The sequence below is a fragment of the Stutzerimonas frequens genome (assembly GCF_024448335.1).
Classification (GTDB): domain Bacteria; phylum Pseudomonadota; class Gammaproteobacteria; order Pseudomonadales; family Pseudomonadaceae; genus Stutzerimonas; species Stutzerimonas frequens.
Window position 1 is genome coordinate 1 of the sequence record NZ_JAMOHM010000008.1, and the last position, 21,346, is coordinate 21,346.

Sequence of the window (21,346 nt, forward strand, 5' to 3'; positions counted from 1 at the left end):
AAAGGCACCCTGGAGCTGTCGCGCTTCGGCGAAATCATCGTCGATGCCAAGGGCCAGACCAGCATCCCCGGCGTGTTCGCTGCCGGTGACGTGACCACGGTGCCGTACAAGCAGATCGTGATCGCCGTCGGCGAAGGCGCCAAGGCCTCGCTGAGCGCCTTCGATCACCTGATCCGTGCCTCCGCTCCGGCCTGATCGAAGCGCAAAAAGAAGGGGAGCAACCGCGAGGTTGTTCCCCTTTTGTTTTTACGGGGGTCTGCTTTCAGCCGGCGTGCAGCACGCAGCGATCGCGCCCGCCGTGCTTGGCCTGATAAAGCGCCTGATCGGCCTGTTGCAGCAGGCGCTCATAGTCCGGATGACCATCATGGACGGCCATGCCGATGCTGACCGTCACCTGCAGCACGTCGCCGCCGGACAGACGGAAGTGCTCGCGGGCGATGCGCTCGCGCAGCTTCTCCGCCGCCGCCAGTGCCTTGTTGGCATCGATGTCCACCAGCACCAGCAGGAATTCCTCGCCGCCCAGGCGGAAGGCATAGTCGCCGCCGCGGGTGTTGCTCGCCAGCAGCGCGCCAACCTGCTGCAGGATCTGGTCGCCGGCGTCGTGGCCATGCGTGTCGTTGATGCGCTTGAAGTGATCGACGTCGATCGCCAGCACACCGAAGGTGTTGTTCGACTGACGCGCGTAGAGCACTTCCTTGGCCATCACCACCGGCAGGAACTTGCGGTTGAGTAGACGCGTCAGCACGTCACGGCCGGCCTCCAGGTCGTTGGCCTGCTCGAACAGGCTGTCGAGCAGGAACTTGATCGATCGCGTCTGCTCGCGGATCTGGTGCAGCTTGGTCAGGCGTCCGGCGGCATCTTCCAGCGTGGCGATGGACTTGAGCTCTTCGTCGATCTGCGCGATGTAATCGAGGATGCTCGCGCTTTCCGGCGAACCCTGGAAGGCATGGGAAGCCTTGTGGCGAAACCACAGGCCGAATTCGGAACCGGCCAGCTGCGGCAGTGCACCGGTGAGGTTGCCGATGGCCAGATCGAACATCAGCTGGTTTTCCCAATCCAGCAGTGCTGCGCGCTGGCGCTCCTTCTCGACGCCGATGTTCTGCGAAACCGAAAACAGCCGATAGGCCTCTTCCGCGCGCGAATTGCGGTCGTGGGACTGTGAATAGGCGAAGCAGATGATCTCCACCGCCAGATCGATCAGATCGGCGCCCATGCGCGCGGCCTTGCGCCTGACTGGCTCGTCGAGTTCACGCTGTTCCAGCAGCTGGCGCAGGCGCCCCTTGAGCAGCCTGGAACCGCGCAGCACCAGGCTGACCGGTATCTCGATGCGCGCGTGGATATCGCCGACCTTGCGCTGCAGGTCGACTACCGCGTCGAGGTCGTTGTGGGCTGTCGAAGAACAGACCGTGACGATCCATTTCTGCATGGACTGGCCGAGACGGGTCTTGACCTGTTCATGGCTGAGAAAACTGGCCGAATGGGGATCGGCGAGCATCTGCGAATAGAAGTGCTCGGCCAGTTCCTGGCTCTTCTCGGCCGACACCGCCTGCAATGCGGCGGCAGCTTCGGCGGGATAGCCGTCCAGCAGGCGCAGCCATTCGGCGACCAGCTGATGGTTGGGTATTTGCTGCATAGGGACTCGCTAGGATGGGCGGGCGTCCCTGCCGGCCCCGGTGTTGATCAGGGGGTCGGGCGACCCTGTGCTTCGAGCTGACTGACCTGCGCGTTGACCCAGTCTTCGGCGCGCTGGTTGAGTTCGGCCACCGCGCGCGGGCCTTCGCTTTCGGCCAGCATCGGTGGGCCGATGACCACCTGGATGGTGCCGGGGCGCTTACCCCAACCAGCCTTGGGCCAGAACATGCCGGCATTGTGGGCGATCGGCAGCACCGGCAGCCCGGCGTTGACTGCCAGTGCCGCACCGCTACGGGAAAACTTCGCTGGTTGGCCGACCGGCGTGCGGGTGCCCTCCGGGAAGATCAGCACCCAGGCGCCCTGCTCCAGCCGCTCGTGACCCTGCTTGGCGACCTGGCGCAGCGCCGCCTTGGGGTTGTCACGGTCGATGGCGATGGGCTTGAGCAGCATGATCGCCCAGCCGAAGAACGGCACGCGCAGCAGCTCGCGCTTGAGTACCTGGGTCAGCGGCTCGAAGTACGCCGAAAGAAAGAAGGTTTCCCAGGTGCTCTGATGCTTGGCCAGGATCACGCAGGGACGCGCCGGTACGTTCTCCGCGCCATGCACCTCGTAGCGCAGGCCGGCCAGGGTCTTGCCGAGCCAGACGGCGCAGCGACACCAGTTCTGCACCACGAAGCGATAGCGGGCACGAAACGCCATGAAGGGCGCGAACACCAGGCTGACCAGGCACCAGGCGAACGCGGTGAAGGCCAGCAGGAAATAGAACAGCACAATGCGAAGGGGGAACAGGAGGCTCATCGAGAACTCTCGAGTAGATGATCGACTACGGCGGCGAGGTCATCGAAGACCTGTGTACCGGGCGGCAAGCTGCCTTCCAGAGTACGCAGGCCCTTGCCGGTCCTGACCAGGTACGGCACGCCGCCCAGCAGCATGCCAGCGTGCAGGTCGCGATGGCTGTCGCCCACTACTGGCACGCCCCTGAGGTCCGCCAGGCCGAAGTGCTCGGCGATGGTGCGGAACATTCCGGGCTTGGGCTTGCGGCAGTCGCAAGCGTCATCCGGACCGTGCGGGCAATGCACGATCAGGTCGATGCGCCCGCCCTGCTCCATCACCAGCTGCTGCATCTTGAAATGCATGTCGCCGAGGGTGTTCAGGTCGAACTTGCCGCGCGCGACGCCGGACTGGTTGGTGGCCACCGCCACCGTCCAGCCGGCCTTGCACAGCCGTGCGATCGCCTGCAGCGAGCCTGGGATGGGAATCCACTCGTCCACCGACTTGACGTACTCGTCGGAGTCCTCGTTGATCACTCCGTCGCGGTCCAGCACGATCAGCTTCACGGGCTTAGCCAAGTGCGGAAATATCGGCAACGCCAAGGAACAATCCTCTCAGCCGGGCCAGCAAGGCGTAACGGTTGGCGCGTACCGAAGCGTCTTCGGCGTTCACCAGCACCGCCTCGAAGAAGGCATCCACCGGACCACGCAGGTGCGCCAGACGCTCCAGAGCCTCACGGTACTGGCGTGCGGCGGCCAGCGGCTGCACGGCCTGTTCGGCCTGCTGGATCGCCGAATACAGCGAGAACTCGGTGGCGTTGTCGAACCAGCGCGGCTCGACCGCTTCCGGCAGCTTGGCCTCGAACTTGGCCAGCAGGTTGGAGACGCGCTTGTTCGCCGCGGCCAGCGCCTCGGCTTCCGGCAATGTGCGGAAGGCCTGCACCGCCTGCACGCGCTGATCGAAGTCCAGCGCCGAACCGGGCTGCACGGCACGCACCGAGAGGTAGGCAGCAACGTCGACACCCTCGTCCTCGTAGCGCGCACGCAGGCGGTCGAAGATGAACTCCAGCACCTGATCGGCGAGCCCGGCTGACTTGACCTGCGTACCGAACTGGCCAATGGCGAAGTTCACCGCTTCGACCAAGTCCAGATCCAGTTGCTTCTCGATGAGGATGCGCAGCACGCCGAGGGCGGCACGGCGCAGGGCGTAGGGGTCCTTGGAGCCGGTCGGTAGCATGCCGATACCGAAGATCCCGACCAGGGTGTCGAGCTTGTCGGCCACGGCCACGGCCGCGCCAGTGAGTGTGCTCGGCAGTTCGCCGCCCGCGCCGCGCGGCATGTACTGCTCGTTCAATGCCAGCGCCACGTCTTCCGGCTCGCCGTCGTTGAGCGCGTAGTAGTAGCCGGCGATGCCTTGCATTTCCGGGAACTCGCCAACCATTTCGGTGGCCAGGTCGCACTTGCAGAGCAGGCCGGCGCGCGCGGCGCGCTGCTTGTCGCCACCGGTACGTTCGGCGATCAGCCCGGCCAGGCGCGAGACGCGCTCGGCCTTGTCATACACGGTGCCGAGCTGGGCCTGGAACACCACGTTTTTCAGGCGATCGTTGAAGCTGTCGAGCTTCTGCTTCTTGTCCTGCTTGAAGAAGAACTCGGCGTCGGTCAGGCGCGGACGCACGACCTTCTCGTTGCCGGCGACGATCTGCGCCGGGTCCTTCGATTCGATGTTGGCCACGGTGATGAAGCGCGGCAGCAGCTTGCCGTTGGCGTCCAGCAGGCAGAAGTACTTCTGGTTGTCCTGCATGGTGGTGATCAGCGCTTCCTGAGGCACTTCGAGGAAGCGTTCCTCGAACGAGCAGACCAGCGGCACCGGCCACTCGACCAGCGCGGTCACTTCATCGAGCAGCGCCGGCGGCACAATGGCCGTGCCGTTCTGCTCGCCAGCCAGCTGCTCGACGCGCTTGGCGATCAGCTCGCGGCGCTCGGCGAAGTCGGCGATCACATGGGCGCCCCGCAGGTCTTCCAGATAGCTGGACGGCTTGGAAATGTGCACCTGGCCTGGGCTGTGGAAGCGGTGGCCGCGGGATTCGCGACCGGCGCGCTGGGCGAGGATCTCGCAATCGATCACCTGCTCACCGAACAGCATCACCAACCACTGGGTCGGGCGGACGAACTCTTCCTTGCGTGCAGCCCAGCGCATGCGCTTGGGGATCGGCAGATCGTTCAGCGAGGCCTCGACGATGCCTGGCAGCAGCTGGGCGGCAGGCTGGCCCTCGATGGTGCGGCTGAACTTGAGCTTCGGCCCGCTGCGATCGATCTCGGCCAGATCCACGCCACACTTGCGGGCGAAACCCAGAGCAGCCTGGGTCGGCTCACCTTCGGCGTCGAAGGCGGCCTGCAGCGGTGGGCCGTCGAGGTTGATGCTGCGATCCGGCTGCTGGGTCGCCAGCTGCTCGACCAGCACCGCCAGACGGCGCGGCGCGGCGTAGGCCTGCGCTTTGGCGAAGTTCAGGCCGGCGTCCTTCAGGCCCTTCTCGATACCGGCGCAGAAGGCTTCGGCCAGCTTGGCTAGTGCCTTCGGTGGCAGTTCTTCGGTACCCAGTTCGACGAGGAAATCCAGTGCACTCATTCTGCAGCCTCCAGCTTGGCCAGCACTTCGTCACGCAGTTCGGGGGTGGCCATGGGGAAGCCGAGTTTGGCCCGGGCCAGCAGGTAGCTCTGGGCGATCGAACGCGCCAGGCTGCGCACGCGCAGGATGTACTGCTGGCGCGCGGTGACCGAAATGGCGCGACGGGCATCGAGCAGGTTGAAGGTGTGCGAGGCCTTGACCACCATCTCGTAGGCCGGCAGCGGCAGCTCGGCGGCCATCAGCCGGTTGGCTTCGCTCTCGTAGAAGTCGAACAATTCGAACAGCTTCGGCACGTTGGCGTGCTCGAAGTTGTAGGTCGACTGTTCCACCTCGTTCTGGTGGAACACGTCGCCATAGGTCACGGTGCCGAACGGGCCGTCGGCCCAGATCAGGTCGTAGACCGAGTCGACGCCCTGCAGGTACATGGCCAGGCGCTCGAGACCGTAGGTGATCTCACCGGTGACCGGGTAGCACTCGACGCCGCCGACCTGCTGGAAGTAGGTGAACTGGGTGACTTCCATGCCGTTGAGCCACACCTCCCAGCCCAGGCCCCAGGCGCCGAGGGTCGGCGATTCCCAGTTGTCCTCGACGAAACGCACGTCGTGCACCGAGGTGTCGACGCCGATGCGACGCAGCGATTCGAGGTACAGGTCCTGGATGTTGTCCGGGTTGGGCTTCAACACCACTTGGAACTGGTAGTAGTGCTGCAGGCGGTTGGGGTTTTCGCCGTAGCGGCCGTCGGCCGGGCGCCGCGAAGGCTGGACGTAGGCGGCGTTCCAGGTCTCGGGACCGATGGCGCGCAGGAAGGTGGCGGTGTGGAATGTACCGGCGCCCATTTCCATGTCATAGGGCTGCAGGACCACGCAACCCTGCTCGGCCCAGTAGCTTTGCAGGGCGAGGATCAGGTCTTGGAAGGTGCGCACGGCAGGCGTAGTCTGGCTCAAAATTTCACCTGTGCTGGGCTTCGACAGAAAGCCTCGGAGTATACCCCCCGCATGGCTGCGCTTGCGATGGTTTCGGCCAGCCAGACGTGGTCTGCACAAGGAGACCACATGCCACGTTGCGCCTGGTGCGGCACGGACCCGCTGTACATCGACTACCACGATCGCGAATGGGGCGTACCGGCCCGCGATCCGCAGGTGCTGTTCGAATTTCTGCTGCTTGAAGCCTTCCAGGCCGGGCTGTCCTGGATCACCGTGCTGCGCAAGCGCGAGCGCTACCGGCAGGTGCTGTTCGGTTTCGATGCCGAGCGGCTGGCGAGCATGAGCGATGCCGAGATCGATGAGCGCATGCTGGACCCTGGCATCATCCGCAACCGGCGCAAGCTCGAGGCGGCGCGCAGCAACGCGCGTGCCTGGTTGCAGCTGGAGGACCCGGTGGGTTTCGTCTGGTCGTTCGTCGGCGGCGAGCCGAAGATCAACCGCTTCGAGCGCATCGATCAGGTGCCGGCGGTCTCGCCCGAGGCCGAGGCGATGAGCCGCGCCTTGAAGAAGGCCGGCTTCAGCTTCGTCGGCCCGACCATCTGCTACGCCTACATGCAGGCCTGCGGCATGGTCATGGACCACCTGACCGATTGCGAGCGCCACGCCGAGCTGGCCGGCGACGTTTGAAACACTGCACGCCTGAGCTGCCAGGATGTGCGTCGTTGCCGCCGCTGCGCCTGAAAGCCGGCGACGGTTGCAGGTAGACTAGGCGACCTGAAAATTTCGGAGTGCGGTGTGGAAAAGCTCAAAGGTGCCTTGGTCGTCGGCTCCCTGCGACTCTTCGCTCGACTGCCCTGGCGCATGGTCCAGGGCCTGGGCTCGGCGATCGGCTGGCTGATGTGGAAGCTGCCGAACCGCTCGCGCGAGGTGGCGCGCATCAACCTGCACAAGTGCTTTCCCGAGCTCGAGCCGGCGGAACTCGATGCCCTGCTCGGCCGCACCCTGCGTGAAACCGGCATGACCTTCACCGAAAGCGCCTGCGCCTGGATCTGGCCGGCGGAAAAGACCCTGAGACTGGTTCGTGAGGTCGAGGGTCTCGAGGTGCTGCAGGCGGCGCTGGCCTCGGGCAAGGGCGTGGTCGGCATTACCAGCCACCTGGGCAACTGGGAAGTGCTGAACCACTTCTATTGCGCGCAATGCAAACCGATCATCTTCTACCGCCCGCCGAAGCTGAAGGCAGTGGACGAGTTGCTGCAACAGCAGCGCGTGCAGCTGGGCAACCGGGTCGCGCCGTCGACCCGCGAGGGCATTCTCAGCGTGATCAAGGAAGTCCGCCGTGGCGGTGCGGTGGGCATTCCGGCCGACCCCGAGCCAAGCGAAGGCAGTGGTATCTTCGTGCCCTTCTTCGCCACCCAGGCGCTGACCAGCAAGTTCGTGCCCGGCATGCTCGCCGGCGGCAAGGCGGTTGGGGTGTTCCTTCATGCGTTGCGTCTGGAGGATGGTTCCGGCTACAAGGTCGTCCTCGAGGCCGCGCCCGAAGGGATGTACAGCGAAGATGCGGAAACTGGCGTAGCGGCGATGAGCGCAATGATCGAGAAGTACGTGCGCGCCTATCCCAGCCAGTACATGTGGACCATGAAGCGCTTCAAGAAACGCCCCGCCGGCGAGAAGCGCTGGTACTGATCAGGCTCAAACAACAACGACAGGGACGAGCGCATGCAAAACCAGAGACAGCATCCGCGTACCAACATGAAGTGCCGCATCCGCATCACGCATCCAGCCTTTGGCGAGGTCTTTGCGCAGACCCGTGATCTATCTGATGGCGGTGTCTATGTCCGACATCCGGAGCTGGTGGTGCTGCATCCCGGCGACGAGGTGACCGGCCAGGTGCAGGACCTGCCGATTCCGGCGCCAGAGCTGCGGATGGTGGTGATGCGGGTGGATGCCGAAGGAGTCGGCCTGCGGTTTCTGCGCGAAGACTGAGCGCGCGTCAGTCGGGCGTCAGCCGGTCGAGACGGCGCAGGAATACGGTCATTTCCTTTTCCGCCTGCTTGTCGCCCTGGGCGTTCGCCGCGGCGATACCACGTTCCCACGCCTGATGGGCGCCGGGCTTGTCGCCGTCGGCCTGCAGGGCCTTGCCCAATAGCTTCCAGGCGGCTGAATACTTCGGGTCGAGTTCGACGCAGCGGCGCAGATGTTCGGCCGCCCTGCCTGGTTGCCCGGCATCTAGATAGCCTTTGCCTAGACCGAAGCGCAGCATCGGATTGTCCATGCCTTGGGAGAGCATCTTTTCCAGCGATTCGAGCATGTTCGGACCTTGATTGGCGCGCGGCGCCGGAAGGAATCTTCTCACTGTAGTGCAAAGCGTTGGCCGGGCAAGAGCAGCGGCATAGGCCAATGGTCTTAGTTGTCGCGCCGGATATTGCACGCCGAGCGTGACAGCAGTGCGACACGTCAGTGCGCTTCGTTGACCGCACTGAGGAATTCCCGGGTGCGTTCCTCGCGCGGGTTGTTGAACAGCTCGTCCGGGCTGCCCTGCTCGTGGATCCGGCCCTGGTGGAAGAAGCACACCCGATCGGCGAACTCACGGGCGAACCCCATCTGGTGGGTGACCATGAGCATGGTCAGGTTATGCGCGTCGCCGAGACGACGGATCACATTCAGCACCTCGCCGCAAAGCTCCGGGTCGAGCGCCGAAGTCACCTCGTCGAAGAGCATCACTTTCGGCCGCATCGCCAGTGCGCGGGCGATGGCCACGCGCTGTTGCTGTCCGCCGGAGAGCTGCGCCGGGAAGTGCTCCAGCTTGTCCTCCAGGCCGACCATCGCCAGCAACTCCTCTGCCCTTTCGCGGGCTTCGGCCTTGCTCAGCCCGAGCACCTGCACCGGTGCCTCCATGACGTTCTGCAGCGCGTTCATGTGCGGAAACAGGTTGAAGCTCTGGAACACCATGCCGACCTTGCCGCGCACCCGACGCAGATGGCGGGCATTGGCCGGCACCAGACGACCATGGCCATCGGGCATGTGGGTCAGGGGTTCGCCGTCCACCTCGATCAGCCCGTCGTCGATCCCTTCCAGTGTCATCAGCACCCGCAGCAGTGTCGACTTGCCCGAGCCGCTGGGGCCGATGATCGCGACCTTCTCGCCCTCGCGAATCTCCAGATCGAGCCCATCGAGCACGGTCAGCTCGCCGTAGTGCTTGCTCACGCCGGCGAAGCGCACCATCGGTTGCGCTGCCTCGGCTGGTTCGGCAGCGGTGTTCGGTTGTTCTGTGGCAGGCATTGGCGTATTCATCGGGCCAGCTCCATGCGGTTTTCCAGGCGGCGCACGCACCAGGCGAGGCCGAGGCTGAGAATGAGGAAGAACACGCCGACCATGGTGATCGGCTCCAGGTAGCGGAAACTTTCGGAACCGATGTTCTTGGCCCGCTGCATGATTTCGACCACGGTGATCGCCGAAAGCACCGGCGTGTCCTTGAGGATCGAGATCAGGTAGTTGCCCAGCGCCGGCAGCACCGGGCGCAGCGCCTGCGGCAGGATCACATCGCGGTAGGCGGTCCAGGGCTTCATGTTCAGCGCGGTGACGGCTTCCCACTGCGAGCGTGGCACCGCATCCAGACCGGCGCGGTAGACCTCGGCGGTGTAGCAGGCGTAATGCAGCGCGATGCCGATGATCCCCGCCTGCATGGCGCTGAGATTGAGGCCATAGTTGGGGAAGACGTAGAACAGGAAATACACCTGGATCAGCAGCGGGGTGCTGCGAATGAACTCGATCAGCCCGGTGATCGGCCAGGACAGCCAGCGTTGGCGGCTGCGGCGGGCGATGGCGAGAAACAGGCCGAGCACCACGGCAATGGCGAAACCGGCCAGGGCAATGCCGATGGTAGTCAGCGAGGCGTCCAGCAGACGCGGCAGGATCTCGCGGGCGAACTGCCAGTCGAAGAAGTTCATGACAGGCCTCCACGCATCCGTCCGCGGGCCAGCCGACGTTCCAGCTGGCGCATGCCGAAGTTGATCGCCTGTGCCAGGATGAAATAGATGACCAGCGCCAGGCCGAATATCTCCAGCGTCATCAGCGTCGCCTGATCCAGCTGACGGGCACGGAAGGCCAGATCCGACAGGGTGATCAGCGATACCAGCGAGGTGTTCTTCAGCAATTCGATCAGCAGGTTGGTGCCGGGCGGAATCGCCGCGAGCAGTGCCTGCGGCAGGATGATTCGGCGCATGCGCGTCAGCGGCGTCATGTTCAGCGCCTGACAGGCCTCATGCTGGCCCTGGTGTACCGAGCGTATTGCACCGCGCAGCACCTCGGCGCCATAGGCGCCGATGTTCAGGCCCAGGCCGACCACGGCCACGGCGAAGGCGCTCATTTCGACATTGAACGGTGGCATCGGCAGCACGAAGTAAAGCCAGAACAGCTGCACCAGCAGCGAAGAGCCGCGGAAGACCTCGATGTAGGTGATGGCCAGCCAGCGCAATGGCGCCAGTGGCGAGAGTCGGGCCAGCGCGGCAATCAGCGCACAGGCAATGGCCAGCAGGGAGCCAAAGAACGTCACCTTCACGGTGACCCAGGCACCCTGCCAGAGCAGAGGAAGCAGTTCGATCATGATGGCGCTATCCGGTTTTCCGGAGCGCTGACCGAGGCTGCGCAGCGTGCTACGAAGCCTTGGTCAGCGTTCACAGGCGGGACAGCGGGTCAGCCGCGCCAACCAGCCGCCCCGACGGGCTTCAGGCGCCGCAGAGCTCGGCGGCGGTCTTGTCGGTCAGATTGGAGCGATCGAAACCGAACGGCTCGATGGTCTCGAGGTGCTCGTCGCTGCCCAGCCATTTCTTCAACTCGGCGTTGACCGCATCCCTTAGCGCTTCGTCCTGCGGACGGAATGCCAGAGCGCCATAGCCGGCCCGCGACGGATCGTCCTGGAAGTCATCGATGGCTTCGACATCGTCACCGGCCTTCTGCGCAAGCCCGCGCATGGTCAGCTGGGTGCCGATGGCGGCGTCGGCGCGGCCGCTGCGCACCGCCTGCAGCTGCGAGGTGGTATCGGGCACCTGGAGGATCTGCGAATCCTTGATGCCGGCCTTGCGCGCGTAGCCCAGGTTCACCGTGCCGGACATGATGGCGATCTTCACCTCGGGATTGCCGGCGATGTCCTCGTAGCTGCGCAGATTCTTCGGGTTGCCCTCGGCCACCAGTAGGGTGTCGAGCAGGCGGTAGTGCGGGTCGGTGAACAGCACCTGCTTGCAGCGTTCGGGGGTGATGTACATGCCGGCGGCGATTAGGTCGAAGCGACCGGCACGCAAACCAGGAATCAGCGAGCCCCACTCGGTCAGTACCGGCTTGATGGTGTCGATCTCCATGCGCTCGAAGACCTTGCGCACGATTTCCGGCGATTCGCCGGTGACGCTGCCATCCAGTGCGGTATAGGCGAACGGCGTCTCGTTGGCGTAGCCGATGCGTACGCTGCTGCTGTCCTTGATCTTTTCCAGGGTATCGGCCTGGGTGAGGCCGGCGAGACCGATGCTGGCCAGGGCGGCACAGCTGATCAGCAGCCGGCGGGAGTGTGTCGTGATGGTGCTGTTCCTCATGGGAGTTTCTCCTGTTCCTTGTAGAGACCCGAGGAATCGGATCGTTATCTGTCTAGGAGTGGTAACTGCATGGACCGTAGTTAAGGACGCCTGCGAAGCGCCAAGGTGCCGCAGGTATTTGCGCATCGATAGTCTGCATCAATCGAGCGAAGCATCTGGCAACCAGTCCGGAGGGTACAAAAGCTGGACATAAAATGGAAATCTGAGCCTATCTGGCTCGAATTGGCTCGATTGAATAGAAAGCTGTTGCCGAGCCGAGTTTCGTCCGAAAGCGTTGTCGATTGAGAAAACAAAACGGCCCGCCAGGTGGCGGGCCGTTCGATCGGAGATAGGAAGGTCAGAAGAACGTCAGGCCAGCCTGGAACAGGCGCTCGACGTCGCGGATGTGCTTCTTGTCGACCAGGAACAGGATGACGTGGTCGCCCGACTCGATCACCGTGTTGTCGTGAGCGATCAGAACCTGCTCATCACGGATCACCGCGCCAATGGTGGCGCCGGGTGGCAGGGCGATCTTGCTGACGGGACGGCCGACGACCTTGCTCGAACGCGAGTCGCCATGGGCGATCACCTCGATGGCTTCGGCCGCGCCGCGGCGCAGCGAGTGGGCGCTGACGATATCGCCACGGCGCACGTGGGTCAGCAGGGTGCCGATGGTGGCGAGCTGCGGGCTGATGGCGATGTCGATCTCGCCGCCCTGCACCAGGTCGACGTAGGCCGGGTTGTTGATGATGCACATGACCTTGCGCGCACCGAGGCGCTTGGCCAGTAGCGAGGACATGATGTTGGCCTCGTCGTCGTTGGTCAGGGCGAGGAACACATCCGCTTCGTTGATGTTCTCTTCCACCAGCAGGTCGCGGTCCGAGGCGCTGCCCTGCAGGATGATGGTGCTGTCCAGGGTGTCGGAGAGGTAGCGGCAGCGCGCCGGGTTCATCTCGATGATCTTGACCTGGTAGCGGCTCTCGATGGCCTCGGCCAGGCGTTCGCCGATGTGCCCGCCGCCAGCGATGACGATGCGCTTGTAGTTCTCGTCGAGCCGGCGCATCTCGCTCATGACCGCGCGAATGTGGCCGCGGGCGGCGATGAAGAACACCTCGTCATCGGCCTCGATCACCGTGTCGCCCTGCGGCAGGATCGCGTGGTTGCGACGGAAGATGGCGGCCACACGGGTATCGACATTGGGCATGTGGCGACGCAGCTGGCGCAGCTCCTGGCCAACCAGTGGTCCGCCGTAGTACGCCCGCACGGCAACCAGTTGCGCCTTGCCTTCAGCGAAGTCGATCACCTGCAGCGAGCCGGGGTGTTCGATCAGCCGCTTGATGTAGTTGGTGACCACCTGTTCGGGACTGATCAGCACGTCGACCGGGATCGCTTCGTTGTTGAACAGGCCAGAGCGCACCAGATAGGCCGCCTCGCGCACCCGGGCGATTTTGGTCGGCGTATGGAACAGGGTGTAGGCGACCTGACAGGCGACCATGTTGGTTTCGTCGCTGTTGGTCACCGCCACCAGCATGTCGGCGTCGTCGGCACCGGCCTGGCGCAGCACGGTGGGAAAAGAGCCGCGGCCCTGGATGGTACGGATGTCCAGGCGGTCGCCGAGATCGCGCAGGCGATCGCCGTCGGTGTCCACCACGGTGATGTCGTTGGCTTCGCTGGCGAGGTGCTCGGCGAGGGTACCGCCGACCTGGCCGGCGCCGAGAATGATGATCTTCACGCGATCACTCCTGAGAGGCGGATGCTTGCCGCCGCTTCCATGTTTGGCCCGCGCGCAATGCGCTGGGGTTTCGACTCAGCCACTGACGCCACGTGGCTGCGCCGCGATCTTGATCAGCTTGGCATAGTAGAAGCCATCGTGGCCGTCCTGCTGCGGCAGCAGCTGGCGGCCGTGCGGCTGCGTCAGGCCGAAGCCAGGCGGCAGATCCAGCTCGCGCGCGCCCGGTGTGCGCTCGAGGAAGGCGCCGATCACCTCGCGGTTCTCGGTCGGCAGCACCGAGCAGGTGGCGTAGAGCAGCACGCCGCCGACCTCCAACGTCGGCCACAGCGCATCGAGCATCTCGCCCTGCAGGGCGGCCAGCGGGGCGATGTCCTCGGCCTGGCGGGTCAGCTTGATATCCGGATGTCGGCGGATCACGCCGGTGGCCGAGCACGGCGCATCGAGCAGGATGCGCTGGAATGGCTTGCCATCCCACCACTGCGCGGTAGCGCGGGCATCGGCGGCGACCAGCTCGGCATCGAGCTGCAGGCGCGCGAGATTCTCCTGCACCCGTGCCAGACGCTTGGGCTCGAGATCCAGAGCGATCAGTCCGGCCAACTGCGGCTCGCGCTCAAGCAGGTGGCAGGTCTTGCCGCCCGGCGCGCAGCAGGCGTCCAGCACGCGCTGGCCGGGCGCCAGATCGAGCAGCCCGGCGGCCAGCTGGGCGGCCTCGTCCTGCACGCTGACCCGTCCTTCGGCGAAGCCCGGCAGTTGGTGTACATCGCACGGCGCGGCCAGACGGATGCCGTCCTCACTGAACTCGCACGAATGGGCCTCGATTCCAGCGGCCTGCAATTCAGCCAGATAGGCGTCCCGGCTGACCTGCCGGCGATTGACCCGCAGCATCATCGGCGGGTGCGCGTTATTGGCCGCGCAGATGGCTTCCCAGTGCTCGGGCCAGTGCGCCTTGAGCGCCTTCTGCAACCAGCGCGGATGGGCGACGCGAATCACCGGGTCGTGTTCCAGTTCTACCAGCAGCGCTTCGCCTTCGCGCTGCGCGCGGCGCAGCACGGCATTGAGCAGGCCCTTGGCCCAGGGCTTCTTCAGCTTGTCGACGCAACCGACGGTTTCGCCGATGGCGGCATGGGCTGGGATGCGGGTATGCAACAGCTGATAGAGGCCGACCAGCAGCAATGCTTCGACATCGCGGTCGGCGGCCTTGAACGGCTTCTGCAACAGCTTGTTGGCCAGCCCGGCCAGCCGCAGTTGCCAGCGTGCAGTGCCGAAGGCCAGCTCCTGGGTCAGGCCGCGATCGCGCGCATCGACCTTGCCGAGCACCTCGGGCAGGCTGCTGCCCAGCGAGGCCTTGCCCGACAGCACGACGCTCAGCGCACGGGCCGCCGCCAGGCGCGGATTCATTGGCCGAGGACCTGGCCGGCGGCGAACTGCTCGCGGCGGCTGTTGTACAGGTCGGCGAAGCCTAGCGGTTTGCCGCCAGGCAGCTGCAGGCGGGTCAGGCGCAGGGCGCCGCTGCCGCAGGCAACCGTCAGTCCTTCCTTGCTCGCTTCGAGGATGCGGCCGGGCTCGCCGCGGCCTTCGCCGAGCCGCGCCGCGTGAATCTTCAGCGTTTCGCCGGCCAGCGTGCTGTGGCAGATCGGCCAGGGATGAAAGGCGCGGATCAGCCGCTCCAGCTCGACGGCCGGGCGCGTCCAGTCGATGCGCGCCTCGTCCTTGCTCAGCTTGTGCGCATAGGTGGCCAGACTGTCGTCCTGTACGTCGGGCGTCAGGGTGCCAGCGGCCAGGGCGTCGACGGCCTGCACCACGGCTTGCGAGCCGAGCAAGGCGAGACGGTCGTGCAGCGAGCCGCCGGTGTCGTCGTCACCGATCGGCGTGCTGACCTTGAGCAGCATCGGACCGGTGTCCAGGCCCGCTTCCATCTGCATCACGGTGACGCCGGATTCGCTGTCACCGGTCTCGATGGCGCGCTGGATCGGCGCGGCACCACGCCAGCGCGGCAACAGCGAGGCATGGCTGTTGATGCAGCCCAGGCGCGGCAGGTCGAGCACCGCCTGCGGCAGGATCAGGCCGTAGGCGACCACCACCATCAGGTCCGCCTGCAGGGTTGCCAGCTGTGCCTGCGCAGCCGGGTCACGCAGCGTCTGCGGCTGGAATACCGGGATGTCGTGCTGCACCGCGAGCTGCTTGACCGGGCTGGGCATCAGCTTCTGGCCGCGACCGGCGGGGCGATCCGGCTGGGTGTAGACGGCAACGATCGACTTGCCCGCATCGAGCAGGGCCTGCAGGTGCTGGGCGGCGAATTCCGGGGTGCCGGCGAAAACGATGCGCAAGGGCTGGGTCATGGAGGCTCGCTAAGAAAAAGGCTTGCCGTAGCAAGCCTTCGAGGTTCGGGAATCAAGCCTGCTGGCGGTGGATCTTTTCCAGCTTCTTCTTGATCCGGTCGCGCTTGAGGCTGGACAGGTAGTCGACGAACAGTTTGCCGTTGAGGTGATCGCATTCGTGCTGGATGCACACCGCAAGCAGGCCTTCGGCGGCCAGCTCGTAGGGCTTGCCGTCGCGATCCAGTGCCTTGATGCGCACCTTCTGCGGACGATCGACGTTCTCGTAGAAGCCCGGGACCGACAGACAGCCTTCCTGATACTGGTCCATCTCGTCGGTCAGCGATTCGAATTCGGGATTGATGAAAACCCGCGGCTCGGACCGGTCTTCGGACAGGTCCATCACCACCACGCGCTTGTGCACATTGACCTGCGTCGCGGCCAGGCCGATGCCCGGAGCCTCGTACATGGTCTCGAACATGTCATCGATCAGCTGACGGATCTCGTCATCGACCACATCCACCGGTTTGGCGATGGTGCGCAGCCGCGGATCGGGAAATTCAAGGATGTTCAGAATGGCCATATGCGTTTGTGATGCACTTATGGAATAAAGTCAAAAGCCGCTGCTAAGATGCCGAGCAGCATGGAAAACGGCTTAATGCCGCGATCCACAAGGGTTCCGCGGCGCTAGGGCGCTTTACGTGAAGGCACATAATAAAGGGATTCACCACATGAGGAAATCACTACTCGCCCTGCTCCTGGTGGCCGTCGGCGGGCTCGCGCAGGCCGCGGTGCAGCTCAAGGACAATCATCCGGAGCGCTATACCGTGGTGAAGGGCGACACACTCTGGGACATCTCCGGCCGCTTCCTGCGCGAGCCGTGGAAATGGCCAGAGCTGTGGCATGCCAACCCGCAGATCGCCAACCCTCATCTGATCTATCCCGGCGACACCCTGAGCCTGGTCTACGTTGACGGCCAGCCGCGACTGGTTCTGGACCGCGGCGCCTCGCGCGGCACCATCAAACTGTCGCCCACCGTGCGCACCACGCCAATGGCCGAAGCCATCCCGACCATTCCACTGGAGGCGATCAACAGCTTCCTGCTGAGCAACCGCATCGTCGACACTGCCGAGCAGTTCCAGGGCGCGCCGTACATCGTCGCCGGCAATGCCGAGCGGGTGATCAGCGGTGCCGGTGATCGCATCTACGGCCGCGGCGCATTCGAGGCGAACATGCCGGCCTACGGCATCTTCCGCCAGGGCAAGACCTACCTCGATCCGGAAACCGGCGAGTTCCTCGGCATCAACGCCGACGATGTCGGCTCCGTCGAGATCCTCGAGATCGAAGGCGACATCGCCACCATGCAGCTGACCCGTACCACCCAGGAAGCGCGCATCGGTGATCGCCTGTTCCCCGGCGAGGAGCGTGCGGTCAACTCCACCTTCATGCCGAGCGCCCCGTCCACCCAGGTCGAAGGTGTAATTCTCGATGTACCGCGTGGCGTCACCCAGATCGGCCAGTTCGACGTGGTCACGCTGAACAAGGGTGCTCGTGACGGTCTGCAGGACGGCAACGTGCTGGCGGTGTACAAGACCGGCGAAACCGTGCGCGATCGCGTGACCGGCGAAAACGTGAAGATTCCGGACGAGCGTTCCGGTCTGCTGATGGTGTTCCGCACCTACGACAAGCTCAGCTACGGCCTGATATTGCAGGCCACCCGCTCACTGGCGGTGAGCGACAAGGTTCGTAACCCCTGAACAAGAGAGCCCCGCGAAAGCGGGGCTTTTTCATGCTGTGCCAACACCGCATGGATGCGGTGCAACGAGACAAGGAGTGTTCACCATGCCTGCCATATCCCCTGCCGAGCTGGAAGCTCGGCTGCGTCTGCATCTGCTGCCCGAGCTGGGACCGCGTCGTTTGCGCAAGTTGCTGAGCGCCTTTCCCGATGCCGCTTCGGCACTCAGCGCACCGGCTAGCGCCTGGCGCTCGCTGGGCCTGCCGGCCAGCTGCGCCGAACCGCGCCGCAGCAGTGAGATTCGCGAGCGCGCCAGTGCCGCCCTCGCCTGGCTGGAGCAGCCGGACCAGCATCTGCTCTGTTGGGACGATCCCAACTACCCTGCCCTGCTGGCTGAATTGCCGGATGCGCCACCCCTGCTGTTCATCGCCGGACATGCGGCATTGCTCGATCGGCCACAGCTGGCGATGGTGGGTAGTCGTCGCGCCTCGCGCCACGGTCTGGACAATGCCCGGGCGTTCGCACGCAGTCTGGCTGCTGGTGGCTTCGTCATCACCAGCGGTCTGGCGCTGGGCATCGACGGCGCCGCGCACCAGGGCGCGCTGGAAGCGGGCGGCAAGACCGTCGCGGTGCTCGGTACCGGCCTCGAACGGCTGTATCCGCAGCGTCACGTCGGCCTTGCCCAGCAGATCCTCGACGGAGGTGGTGCGCTGGTGTCCGAGTTGCCGCTGGACTGCCCACCGCAGGCAAGCAACTTTCCGCGGCGCAATCGCATCATCAGCGGCCTTTCGCTGGGTGTGCTGGTGGTCGAGGCGAGTCCGTCCAGTGGTTCGCTGATCACCGCGCGGCTCGCTGCCGAGCAGGGCCGTGAAGTCTATGCGATTCCCGGTTCGATCCATCATCCCGGCGCCCGTGGTTGCCATCAGCTGATCCGCCAGGGTGCCGCGCTGGTAGAGTCGGTCGACGATGTGCTCGAAGCCCTGCGTGGCTGGCAGCGCGTCGAGTTGCCTGCCGCCGCAGACCCAGCGCCGACACCGGACAACCCGCTGTTACGCGAGCTACTGGCCGCGCCGCGTAGCAGCGAAGCATTGGCCATGGCGCTCGATCAGCCGCTGGGCCAGTTGCTGGCGCAGCTGACCGAACTCGAGGTGGAAGGCCGGGTCGCTTGCGACAACGGCCTCTGGTCAGTGCTTGTGCACTAACCCTTCGTAGCGATGGGTGCGGCCTGATCCATTTGCTGGTTCAGGTGCGGCCTGCCAGTTGCAGCTTGTTGCGAAACAGTTCAGGCGCCCCCTGCTCGGTACAAGGCGCGTTGGGTACACTGCCGGCTTTTCATCCAGGCAGAGGTCGGCATGATTGGCGATTGGCGTGTGCAGCAGGTGGCGCGGGTGGTGCGGGCCGGCGGGGTGATCGCCTACCCGACCGAAGCGGTCTGGGGTGTGGGTTGTGATCCCTGGGACGAAGACGCCGTGCTGCGCTTGCTGGCGCTCAAGGAGCGGCCGGTGGAGAAAGGCCTGATCCTGATCGCCGATACCGTCGAGCAGTTCGATTTCTTGCTGGACGATCTACCCGAGCGTTGGCTCGATCGCCTGGCCGGAACCTGGCCGGGGCCGAATACCTGGTTGGTACCGCATCGTGGCCGCTTGCCCGAGTGGATCACCGGGCGGCATGACAGCGTCGCCCTTCGCGTTACCGATCATCCGCTGGTCAAGCGTCTCTGCGCGCTGACCGGTCCGCTGGTGTCGACCTCGGCCAACCCGGCCGGTCGGCCCGCGGCGCGCTCGCGGCTGCGGGTCGAGCAATATTTCCCGCGTCAGCTCGATGCCGTGTTCAGCGGCCCGCTGGGTGGACGGCGCAACCCCAGCGTCATTCGCGATCTGCGCACCGGCGAGGTGATTCGTCCGGCCTGAACCGGCGCTGAAACCCGCTGAGCGGCTGCCCCTATAAGGGCAGCCGGCGCGGCGTCAGGGCAGCAGAATGGTCGATCCGGTGGTTTCCCCCGCCGCCAGTTTGCGCTGGGCTTCGGCCGCTTCGCTGAGCGGATAGCGCTGGCCGATCTCGACCTGGATCTTGCCGCCGCCGATCATCTCGAACAGTTCATCGGCCATGGCCTGCAGGCGTTCCGGGGTGTCGGCGTAGCCGGCCAGGATCGGCCGGGTGACGAACAGCGAGCCCTTCTGCGCCAGCACACCCAGGTTCACCCCGGTGACGGCCCCGGAGGCGTTGCCGAAGCTGACCAGCAGGCCGCGGGGGGCGACGCAGTCCAGGGAGATTTCCCAGCTGTCCTTGCCCACCGAGTCGTAGACCACCGGGCACTTCCTGCCTTCGGTCAGCTCCAGCACGCGCTGCACCACGTCCTCGCGGCTGCGGTCGATGGTGGCCCAGGCGCCGAGGGCCTTGGCTCGCTCGGCCTTCTCCGCGGAACCCACTACGCCGATCAGCCGGGCCCCGAGGGCACGCGCCCATTGGCAAGCGATGGAGCCGACCCCGCCAGCGGCGGCATGGAACAGCACGGTCTCGCCGGCCTGCAGCGGGTGAACCTGGCGCAGCAGATACTGGCAGGTCAGGCCCTTGAGCATGGCCGCGGCCGCCTGCTCGTAGCTGATTGCGTCCGGCAGTTTGACCAGGTGCCGAGCCGGCAGCGTGTGGTACTCGCCATAGGCACCCAGCGGGCCGGTGGCATAGGCGACCCGGTCGCCGGGCTGCAGGTGCTGCACGCCCTCGCCCACCGCGTCGACCACGCCGGCACCCTCGGTGCCCAGGCCGGACGGCAGGCTCGGCGGCTGGTACAGGCCGCTGCGGAAATAGGTGTCGATGAAGTTCAGGCCGATGGCGTGATTGCGCACCCGTACCTCGCCCGCAGCCGGCGCGCCGAGAGGCACATCGACCTGTTCCAGGACTTCGGGACCGCCGTGCTGGCTGAATTGGATGCGCTGGGACATGTCTGGCTCCTGGACGTTGAAAGAGCGCCTATCCAACCCGCCGGGGCTGCGTTCGTCAATCGGGCTGATGCTATGCTTGCCGGCCGACCCCCGTTTCAAGCACCGCTCAGCCATGCGCCGCTGGCTGCGTGCGGTCATTCGCAAGGTGATTTCGTGAACGACAGGACCGAAGCCGTCAAAGCCTATCTGCTCGATCTGCAGGACCGAATCTGTGCCGCCCTGGAGGCCGAAGACGGTGGTGCGCGCTTCGTCGAGGATGCCTGGACGCGGCCTGGTGGCGGTGGCGGCCGGACGCGGGTGATCGAGAATGGCGCGCTGATCGAGAAAGGCGGAGTGAACTTCTCCCATGTGCATGGCGACAGCCTGCCGCCTTCGGCCAGTGCCCATCGCCCGGAGCTGGCCGGGCGCGGCTTCGAGGCGCTTGGTGTGTCGCTGGTGATCCACCCGCACAATCCGTATGTGCCCACGTCCCATGCCAACGTGCGCTTCTTCATCGCCGAGAAGGAAGGCGAGGAACCTGTCTGGTGGTTCGGCGGTGGCTTCGACCTGACGCCCTACTACGGCGCCGAAGAAGACTGCGTGCACTGGCACCGGGTCGCGCGGGACGCCTGCGCGCCGTTCGGTGCGGATGTCTATCCGCGCTACAAGGAATGGTGCGATCGCTATTTCCACATCAAGCACCGCCATGAGCCGCGCGGCGTCGGCGGGTTGTTCTTCGACGACCTGAACCAGTGGGATTTCGACACCAGCTTCGCCTTCATGCGCGCGGTCGGTGATGCCTATCTCGACGCCTACCTGCCCATCGTCCAGCGGCGCAAGGCCACGCCGTTCGGCGAGCGCGAGCGACAGTTCCAGCTGCTGCGCCGCGGCCGCTACGTCGAATACAACCTGGTCTACGACCGCGGCACGCTGTTCGGCCTGCAGTCCGGCGGGCGCACCGAATCCATCCTGATGTCGTTGCCGCCGCAGGTGGCCTGGGGCTATGACAAGCACCCCGAGCCGGGTTCGCCGGAAGCGCGGCTGACCGAGTATTTCCTCAAGGACCGCGACTGGCTGGCCGAGCAGCCCTGACCTTCGACTGCTACCTGCACCCCACACAGCAAGGATTCA

At 65.2% G+C, this 21,346-nt stretch carries 23 protein-coding genes; 8 read left to right on the forward strand and 15 right to left on the reverse strand.

What is annotated here, in order from left to right; translation table 11 throughout:
- A partial coding sequence (locus tag NAO55_RS12455) for an FAD-dependent oxidoreductase (RefSeq protein WP_256070202.1) occupies positions 1–195 on the forward strand: 195 nt, incomplete at its 5' end.
- A 67-nt stretch (positions 196–262) separates the two neighbouring features.
- On the opposite strand, the gene NAO55_RS12460 is transcribed toward NAO55_RS12455, so the two are convergent.
- The 5 genes from NAO55_RS12460 to glyQ are packed head-to-tail and all read right to left on the reverse strand — an operon-like array spanning position 263 to position 5,972.
- Positions 263–1,633 carry a GGDEF domain-containing protein gene (locus NAO55_RS12460; protein WP_102839116.1) on the reverse strand — a complete coding sequence of 457 codons (1,371 nt, stop codon included), beginning with the start codon at positions 1,631–1,633 and terminating at the stop codon, positions 263–265.
- Positions 1,634–1,680: 47 nt separating this feature from the next.
- Positions 1,681–2,430: a lysophospholipid acyltransferase family protein gene (locus tag NAO55_RS12465; protein WP_102839117.1), complete on the reverse strand. Its 750-nt coding sequence runs from the start codon at positions 2,428–2,430 to the stop codon at positions 1,681–1,683.
- A complete protein-coding gene (gmhB, locus tag NAO55_RS12470) occupies positions 2,427–2,969 on the reverse strand; it encodes a D-glycero-beta-D-manno-heptose 1,7-bisphosphate 7-phosphatase (protein ID WP_102839118.1) in 543 nt (180 codons plus the stop codon). The genes NAO55_RS12465 and gmhB overlap by 4 nt, the downstream gene beginning before the upstream one ends.
- Positions 2,970–2,973: 4 nt before the next feature.
- Entirely contained in the window at positions 2,974–5,028 is a 2,055-nt protein-coding gene (glyS, locus tag NAO55_RS12475) for a glycine--tRNA ligase subunit beta (RefSeq protein ID WP_063540264.1), read from the reverse strand.
- On the reverse strand, positions 5,025–5,972 hold the full coding sequence (gene glyQ, locus NAO55_RS12480) for a glycine--tRNA ligase subunit alpha (protein WP_003284253.1): 948 nt from the start codon (positions 5,970–5,972) through the stop codon (positions 5,025–5,027). Before glyQ ends, glyS begins: the two co-directional genes overlap by 4 nt.
- A 108-nt stretch (positions 5,973–6,080) precedes the next feature.
- On the opposite strand from glyQ, the gene NAO55_RS12485 reads away from it, so the two are divergent.
- The 3 genes from NAO55_RS12485 to NAO55_RS12495 all read left to right on the forward strand — a co-directional run bounded on the left by NAO55_RS12485 (position 6,081) and on the right by NAO55_RS12495 (position 7,934).
- Positions 6,081–6,638, forward strand: coding sequence for a DNA-3-methyladenine glycosylase I (locus NAO55_RS12485; RefSeq protein ID WP_102839119.1), 558 nt, complete (start codon positions 6,081–6,083; stop codon positions 6,636–6,638).
- 108 nt (positions 6,639–6,746) lie between these two features.
- On the forward strand, positions 6,747–7,634 hold the full coding sequence (locus NAO55_RS12490; protein WP_102839120.1) for a lysophospholipid acyltransferase: 888 nt from the start codon (positions 6,747–6,749) through the stop codon (positions 7,632–7,634).
- 33 nt (positions 7,635–7,667) lie between these two features.
- Positions 7,668–7,934 carry a PilZ domain-containing protein gene (locus NAO55_RS12495; protein ID WP_063540267.1) on the forward strand — a complete coding sequence of 89 codons (267 nt, stop codon included), beginning with the start codon at positions 7,668–7,670 and terminating at the stop codon, positions 7,932–7,934.
- 7 nt (positions 7,935–7,941) lie between these two features.
- Here the strand turns inward: NAO55_RS12495 and NAO55_RS12500 are convergent, their stop codons facing one another.
- From NAO55_RS12500 to def, 9 genes are all read right to left on the reverse strand, one after another.
- Positions 7,942–8,259, reverse strand: a complete 318-nt coding sequence (locus NAO55_RS12500; RefSeq protein ID WP_063540268.1) for a tetratricopeptide repeat protein — start codon at positions 8,257–8,259, stop codon at positions 7,942–7,944.
- A gap of 146 nt (positions 8,260–8,405) precedes the next feature.
- A complete protein-coding gene (gene ehuA, locus NAO55_RS12505; RefSeq protein ID WP_102839121.1) occupies positions 8,406–9,242 on the reverse strand; it encodes an ectoine/hydroxyectoine ABC transporter ATP-binding protein EhuA in 837 nt (278 codons plus the stop codon).
- Positions 9,239–9,898, reverse strand: coding sequence for an ectoine/hydroxyectoine ABC transporter permease subunit EhuD (ehuD, locus tag NAO55_RS12510; protein WP_102839122.1), 660 nt, complete (start codon positions 9,896–9,898; stop codon positions 9,239–9,241). The genes ehuA and ehuD overlap by 4 nt, the downstream gene beginning before the upstream one ends.
- Complete coding sequence (ehuC, locus tag NAO55_RS12515) at positions 9,895–10,554, reverse strand: ectoine/hydroxyectoine ABC transporter permease subunit EhuC (RefSeq protein ID WP_102839123.1); 660 nt, start codon at positions 10,552–10,554, stop codon at positions 9,895–9,897. Before ehuC ends, ehuD begins: the two co-directional genes overlap by 4 nt.
- A 121-nt stretch (positions 10,555–10,675) precedes the next feature.
- On the reverse strand, positions 10,676–11,533 hold the full coding sequence (ehuB, locus tag NAO55_RS12520; protein WP_063540272.1) for an ectoine/hydroxyectoine ABC transporter substrate-binding protein EhuB: 858 nt from the start codon (positions 11,531–11,533) through the stop codon (positions 10,676–10,678).
- Positions 11,534–11,870: 337 nt separating this feature from the next.
- Entirely contained in the window at positions 11,871–13,244 is a 1,374-nt protein-coding gene (gene trkA, locus NAO55_RS12525; protein WP_102839124.1) for a Trk system potassium transporter TrkA, read from the reverse strand.
- 75 nt (positions 13,245–13,319) lie between these two features.
- Positions 13,320–14,642 carry a 16S rRNA (cytosine(967)-C(5))-methyltransferase RsmB gene (rsmB, locus tag NAO55_RS12530; protein ID WP_102839125.1) on the reverse strand — a complete coding sequence of 441 codons (1,323 nt, stop codon included), beginning with the start codon at positions 14,640–14,642 and terminating at the stop codon, positions 13,320–13,322.
- On the reverse strand, positions 14,639–15,583 hold the full coding sequence (fmt, locus tag NAO55_RS12535; RefSeq protein WP_102839126.1) for a methionyl-tRNA formyltransferase: 945 nt from the start codon (positions 15,581–15,583) through the stop codon (positions 14,639–14,641). The genes rsmB and fmt overlap by 4 nt, the downstream gene beginning before the upstream one ends.
- Before the next feature lie 52 nt (positions 15,584–15,635).
- Entirely contained in the window at positions 15,636–16,142 is a 507-nt protein-coding gene (gene def, locus NAO55_RS12540; RefSeq protein WP_102839127.1) for a peptide deformylase, read from the reverse strand.
- 148 nt (positions 16,143–16,290) lie between these two features.
- Here def and NAO55_RS12545 point away from each other — a divergent pair, with 148 nt between their 5' ends.
- From NAO55_RS12545 to tsaC, 3 genes are all read left to right on the forward strand, one after another.
- Positions 16,291–17,316: a LysM peptidoglycan-binding domain-containing protein gene (locus tag NAO55_RS12545; RefSeq protein ID WP_063540276.1), complete on the forward strand. Its 1,026-nt coding sequence runs from the start codon at positions 16,291–16,293 to the stop codon at positions 17,314–17,316.
- Positions 17,317–17,401: 85 nt separating this feature from the next.
- Complete coding sequence (gene dprA / locus NAO55_RS12550) at positions 17,402–18,496, forward strand: DNA-processing protein DprA (protein ID WP_102839128.1); 1,095 nt, start codon at positions 17,402–17,404, stop codon at positions 18,494–18,496.
- Between the two features lie 150 nt (positions 18,497–18,646).
- Positions 18,647–19,204: an L-threonylcarbamoyladenylate synthase type 1 TsaC gene (tsaC, locus tag NAO55_RS12555; RefSeq protein ID WP_102839129.1), complete on the forward strand. Its 558-nt coding sequence runs from the start codon at positions 18,647–18,649 to the stop codon at positions 19,202–19,204.
- 54 nt (positions 19,205–19,258) lie between these two features.
- Here the strand turns inward: tsaC and NAO55_RS12560 are convergent, their stop codons facing one another.
- Positions 19,259–20,236: an NADPH:quinone reductase gene (locus NAO55_RS12560; protein ID WP_102839130.1), complete on the reverse strand. Its 978-nt coding sequence runs from the start codon at positions 20,234–20,236 to the stop codon at positions 19,259–19,261.
- Between the two features lie 153 nt (positions 20,237–20,389).
- Between NAO55_RS12560 and hemF the strand changes: the two genes are divergently transcribed.
- The gene (gene hemF / locus NAO55_RS12565) at positions 20,390–21,307 is read left to right on the forward strand and encodes an oxygen-dependent coproporphyrinogen oxidase (RefSeq protein WP_102839131.1); all 918 of its coding nucleotides are present in this window, start codon (positions 20,390–20,392) and stop codon (positions 21,305–21,307) included.
- The last annotated feature ends 39 nt before the right edge of the window (positions 21,308–21,346 follow it).

What these genes read in the sequence shown, in the direction of transcription:
- NAO55_RS12460 (WP_102839116.1), bottom strand. Translation starts at nt 1,633, where the DNA reads ATGCAGCAAATACCCAACCATCAGCTGGTCGCCGAATGGCTGCGCCTG.
- NAO55_RS12465 (WP_102839117.1), bottom strand. Translation starts at nt 2,430, where the DNA reads ATGAGCCTCCTGTTCCCCCTTCGCATTGTGCTGTTCTATTTCCTGCTG.
- glyS (WP_063540264.1), bottom strand. Translation starts at nt 5,028, where the DNA reads ATGAGTGCACTGGATTTCCTCGTCGAACTGGGTACCGAAGAACTGCCA.
- NAO55_RS12485 (WP_102839119.1), top strand. Translation starts at nt 6,081, where the DNA reads ATGCCACGTTGCGCCTGGTGCGGCACGGACCCGCTGTACATCGACTAC.
- NAO55_RS12495 (WP_063540267.1), top strand. Translation starts at nt 7,668, where the DNA reads ATGCAAAACCAGAGACAGCATCCGCGTACCAACATGAAGTGCCGCATC.
- NAO55_RS12500 (WP_063540268.1), bottom strand. Translation starts at nt 8,259, where the DNA reads ATGCTCGAATCGCTGGAAAAGATGCTCTCCCAAGGCATGGACAATCCG.
- ehuA (WP_102839121.1), bottom strand. Translation starts at nt 9,242, where the DNA reads ATGAATACGCCAATGCCTGCCACAGAACAACCGAACACCGCTGCCGAA.
- ehuD (WP_102839122.1), bottom strand. Translation starts at nt 9,898, where the DNA reads ATGAACTTCTTCGACTGGCAGTTCGCCCGCGAGATCCTGCCGCGTCTG.
- ehuC (WP_102839123.1), bottom strand. Translation starts at nt 10,554, where the DNA reads ATGATCGAACTGCTTCCTCTGCTCTGGCAGGGTGCCTGGGTCACCGTG.
- ehuB (WP_063540272.1), bottom strand. Translation starts at nt 11,533, where the DNA reads ATGAGGAACAGCACCATCACGACACACTCCCGCCGGCTGCTGATCAGC.
- rsmB (WP_102839125.1), bottom strand. Translation starts at nt 14,642, where the DNA reads ATGAATCCGCGCCTGGCGGCGGCCCGTGCGCTGAGCGTCGTGCTGTCG.
- fmt (WP_102839126.1), bottom strand. Translation starts at nt 15,583, where the DNA reads ATGACCCAGCCCTTGCGCATCGTTTTCGCCGGCACCCCGGAATTCGCC.
- def (WP_102839127.1), bottom strand. Translation starts at nt 16,142, where the DNA reads ATGGCCATTCTGAACATCCTTGAATTTCCCGATCCGCGGCTGCGCACC.
- NAO55_RS12545 (WP_063540276.1), top strand. Translation starts at nt 16,291, where the DNA reads ATGAGGAAATCACTACTCGCCCTGCTCCTGGTGGCCGTCGGCGGGCTC.
- dprA (WP_102839128.1), top strand. Translation starts at nt 17,402, where the DNA reads ATGCCTGCCATATCCCCTGCCGAGCTGGAAGCTCGGCTGCGTCTGCAT.
- tsaC (WP_102839129.1), top strand. Translation starts at nt 18,647, where the DNA reads ATGATTGGCGATTGGCGTGTGCAGCAGGTGGCGCGGGTGGTGCGGGCC.
- NAO55_RS12560 (WP_102839130.1), bottom strand. Translation starts at nt 20,236, where the DNA reads ATGTCCCAGCGCATCCAATTCAGCCAGCACGGCGGTCCCGAAGTCCTG.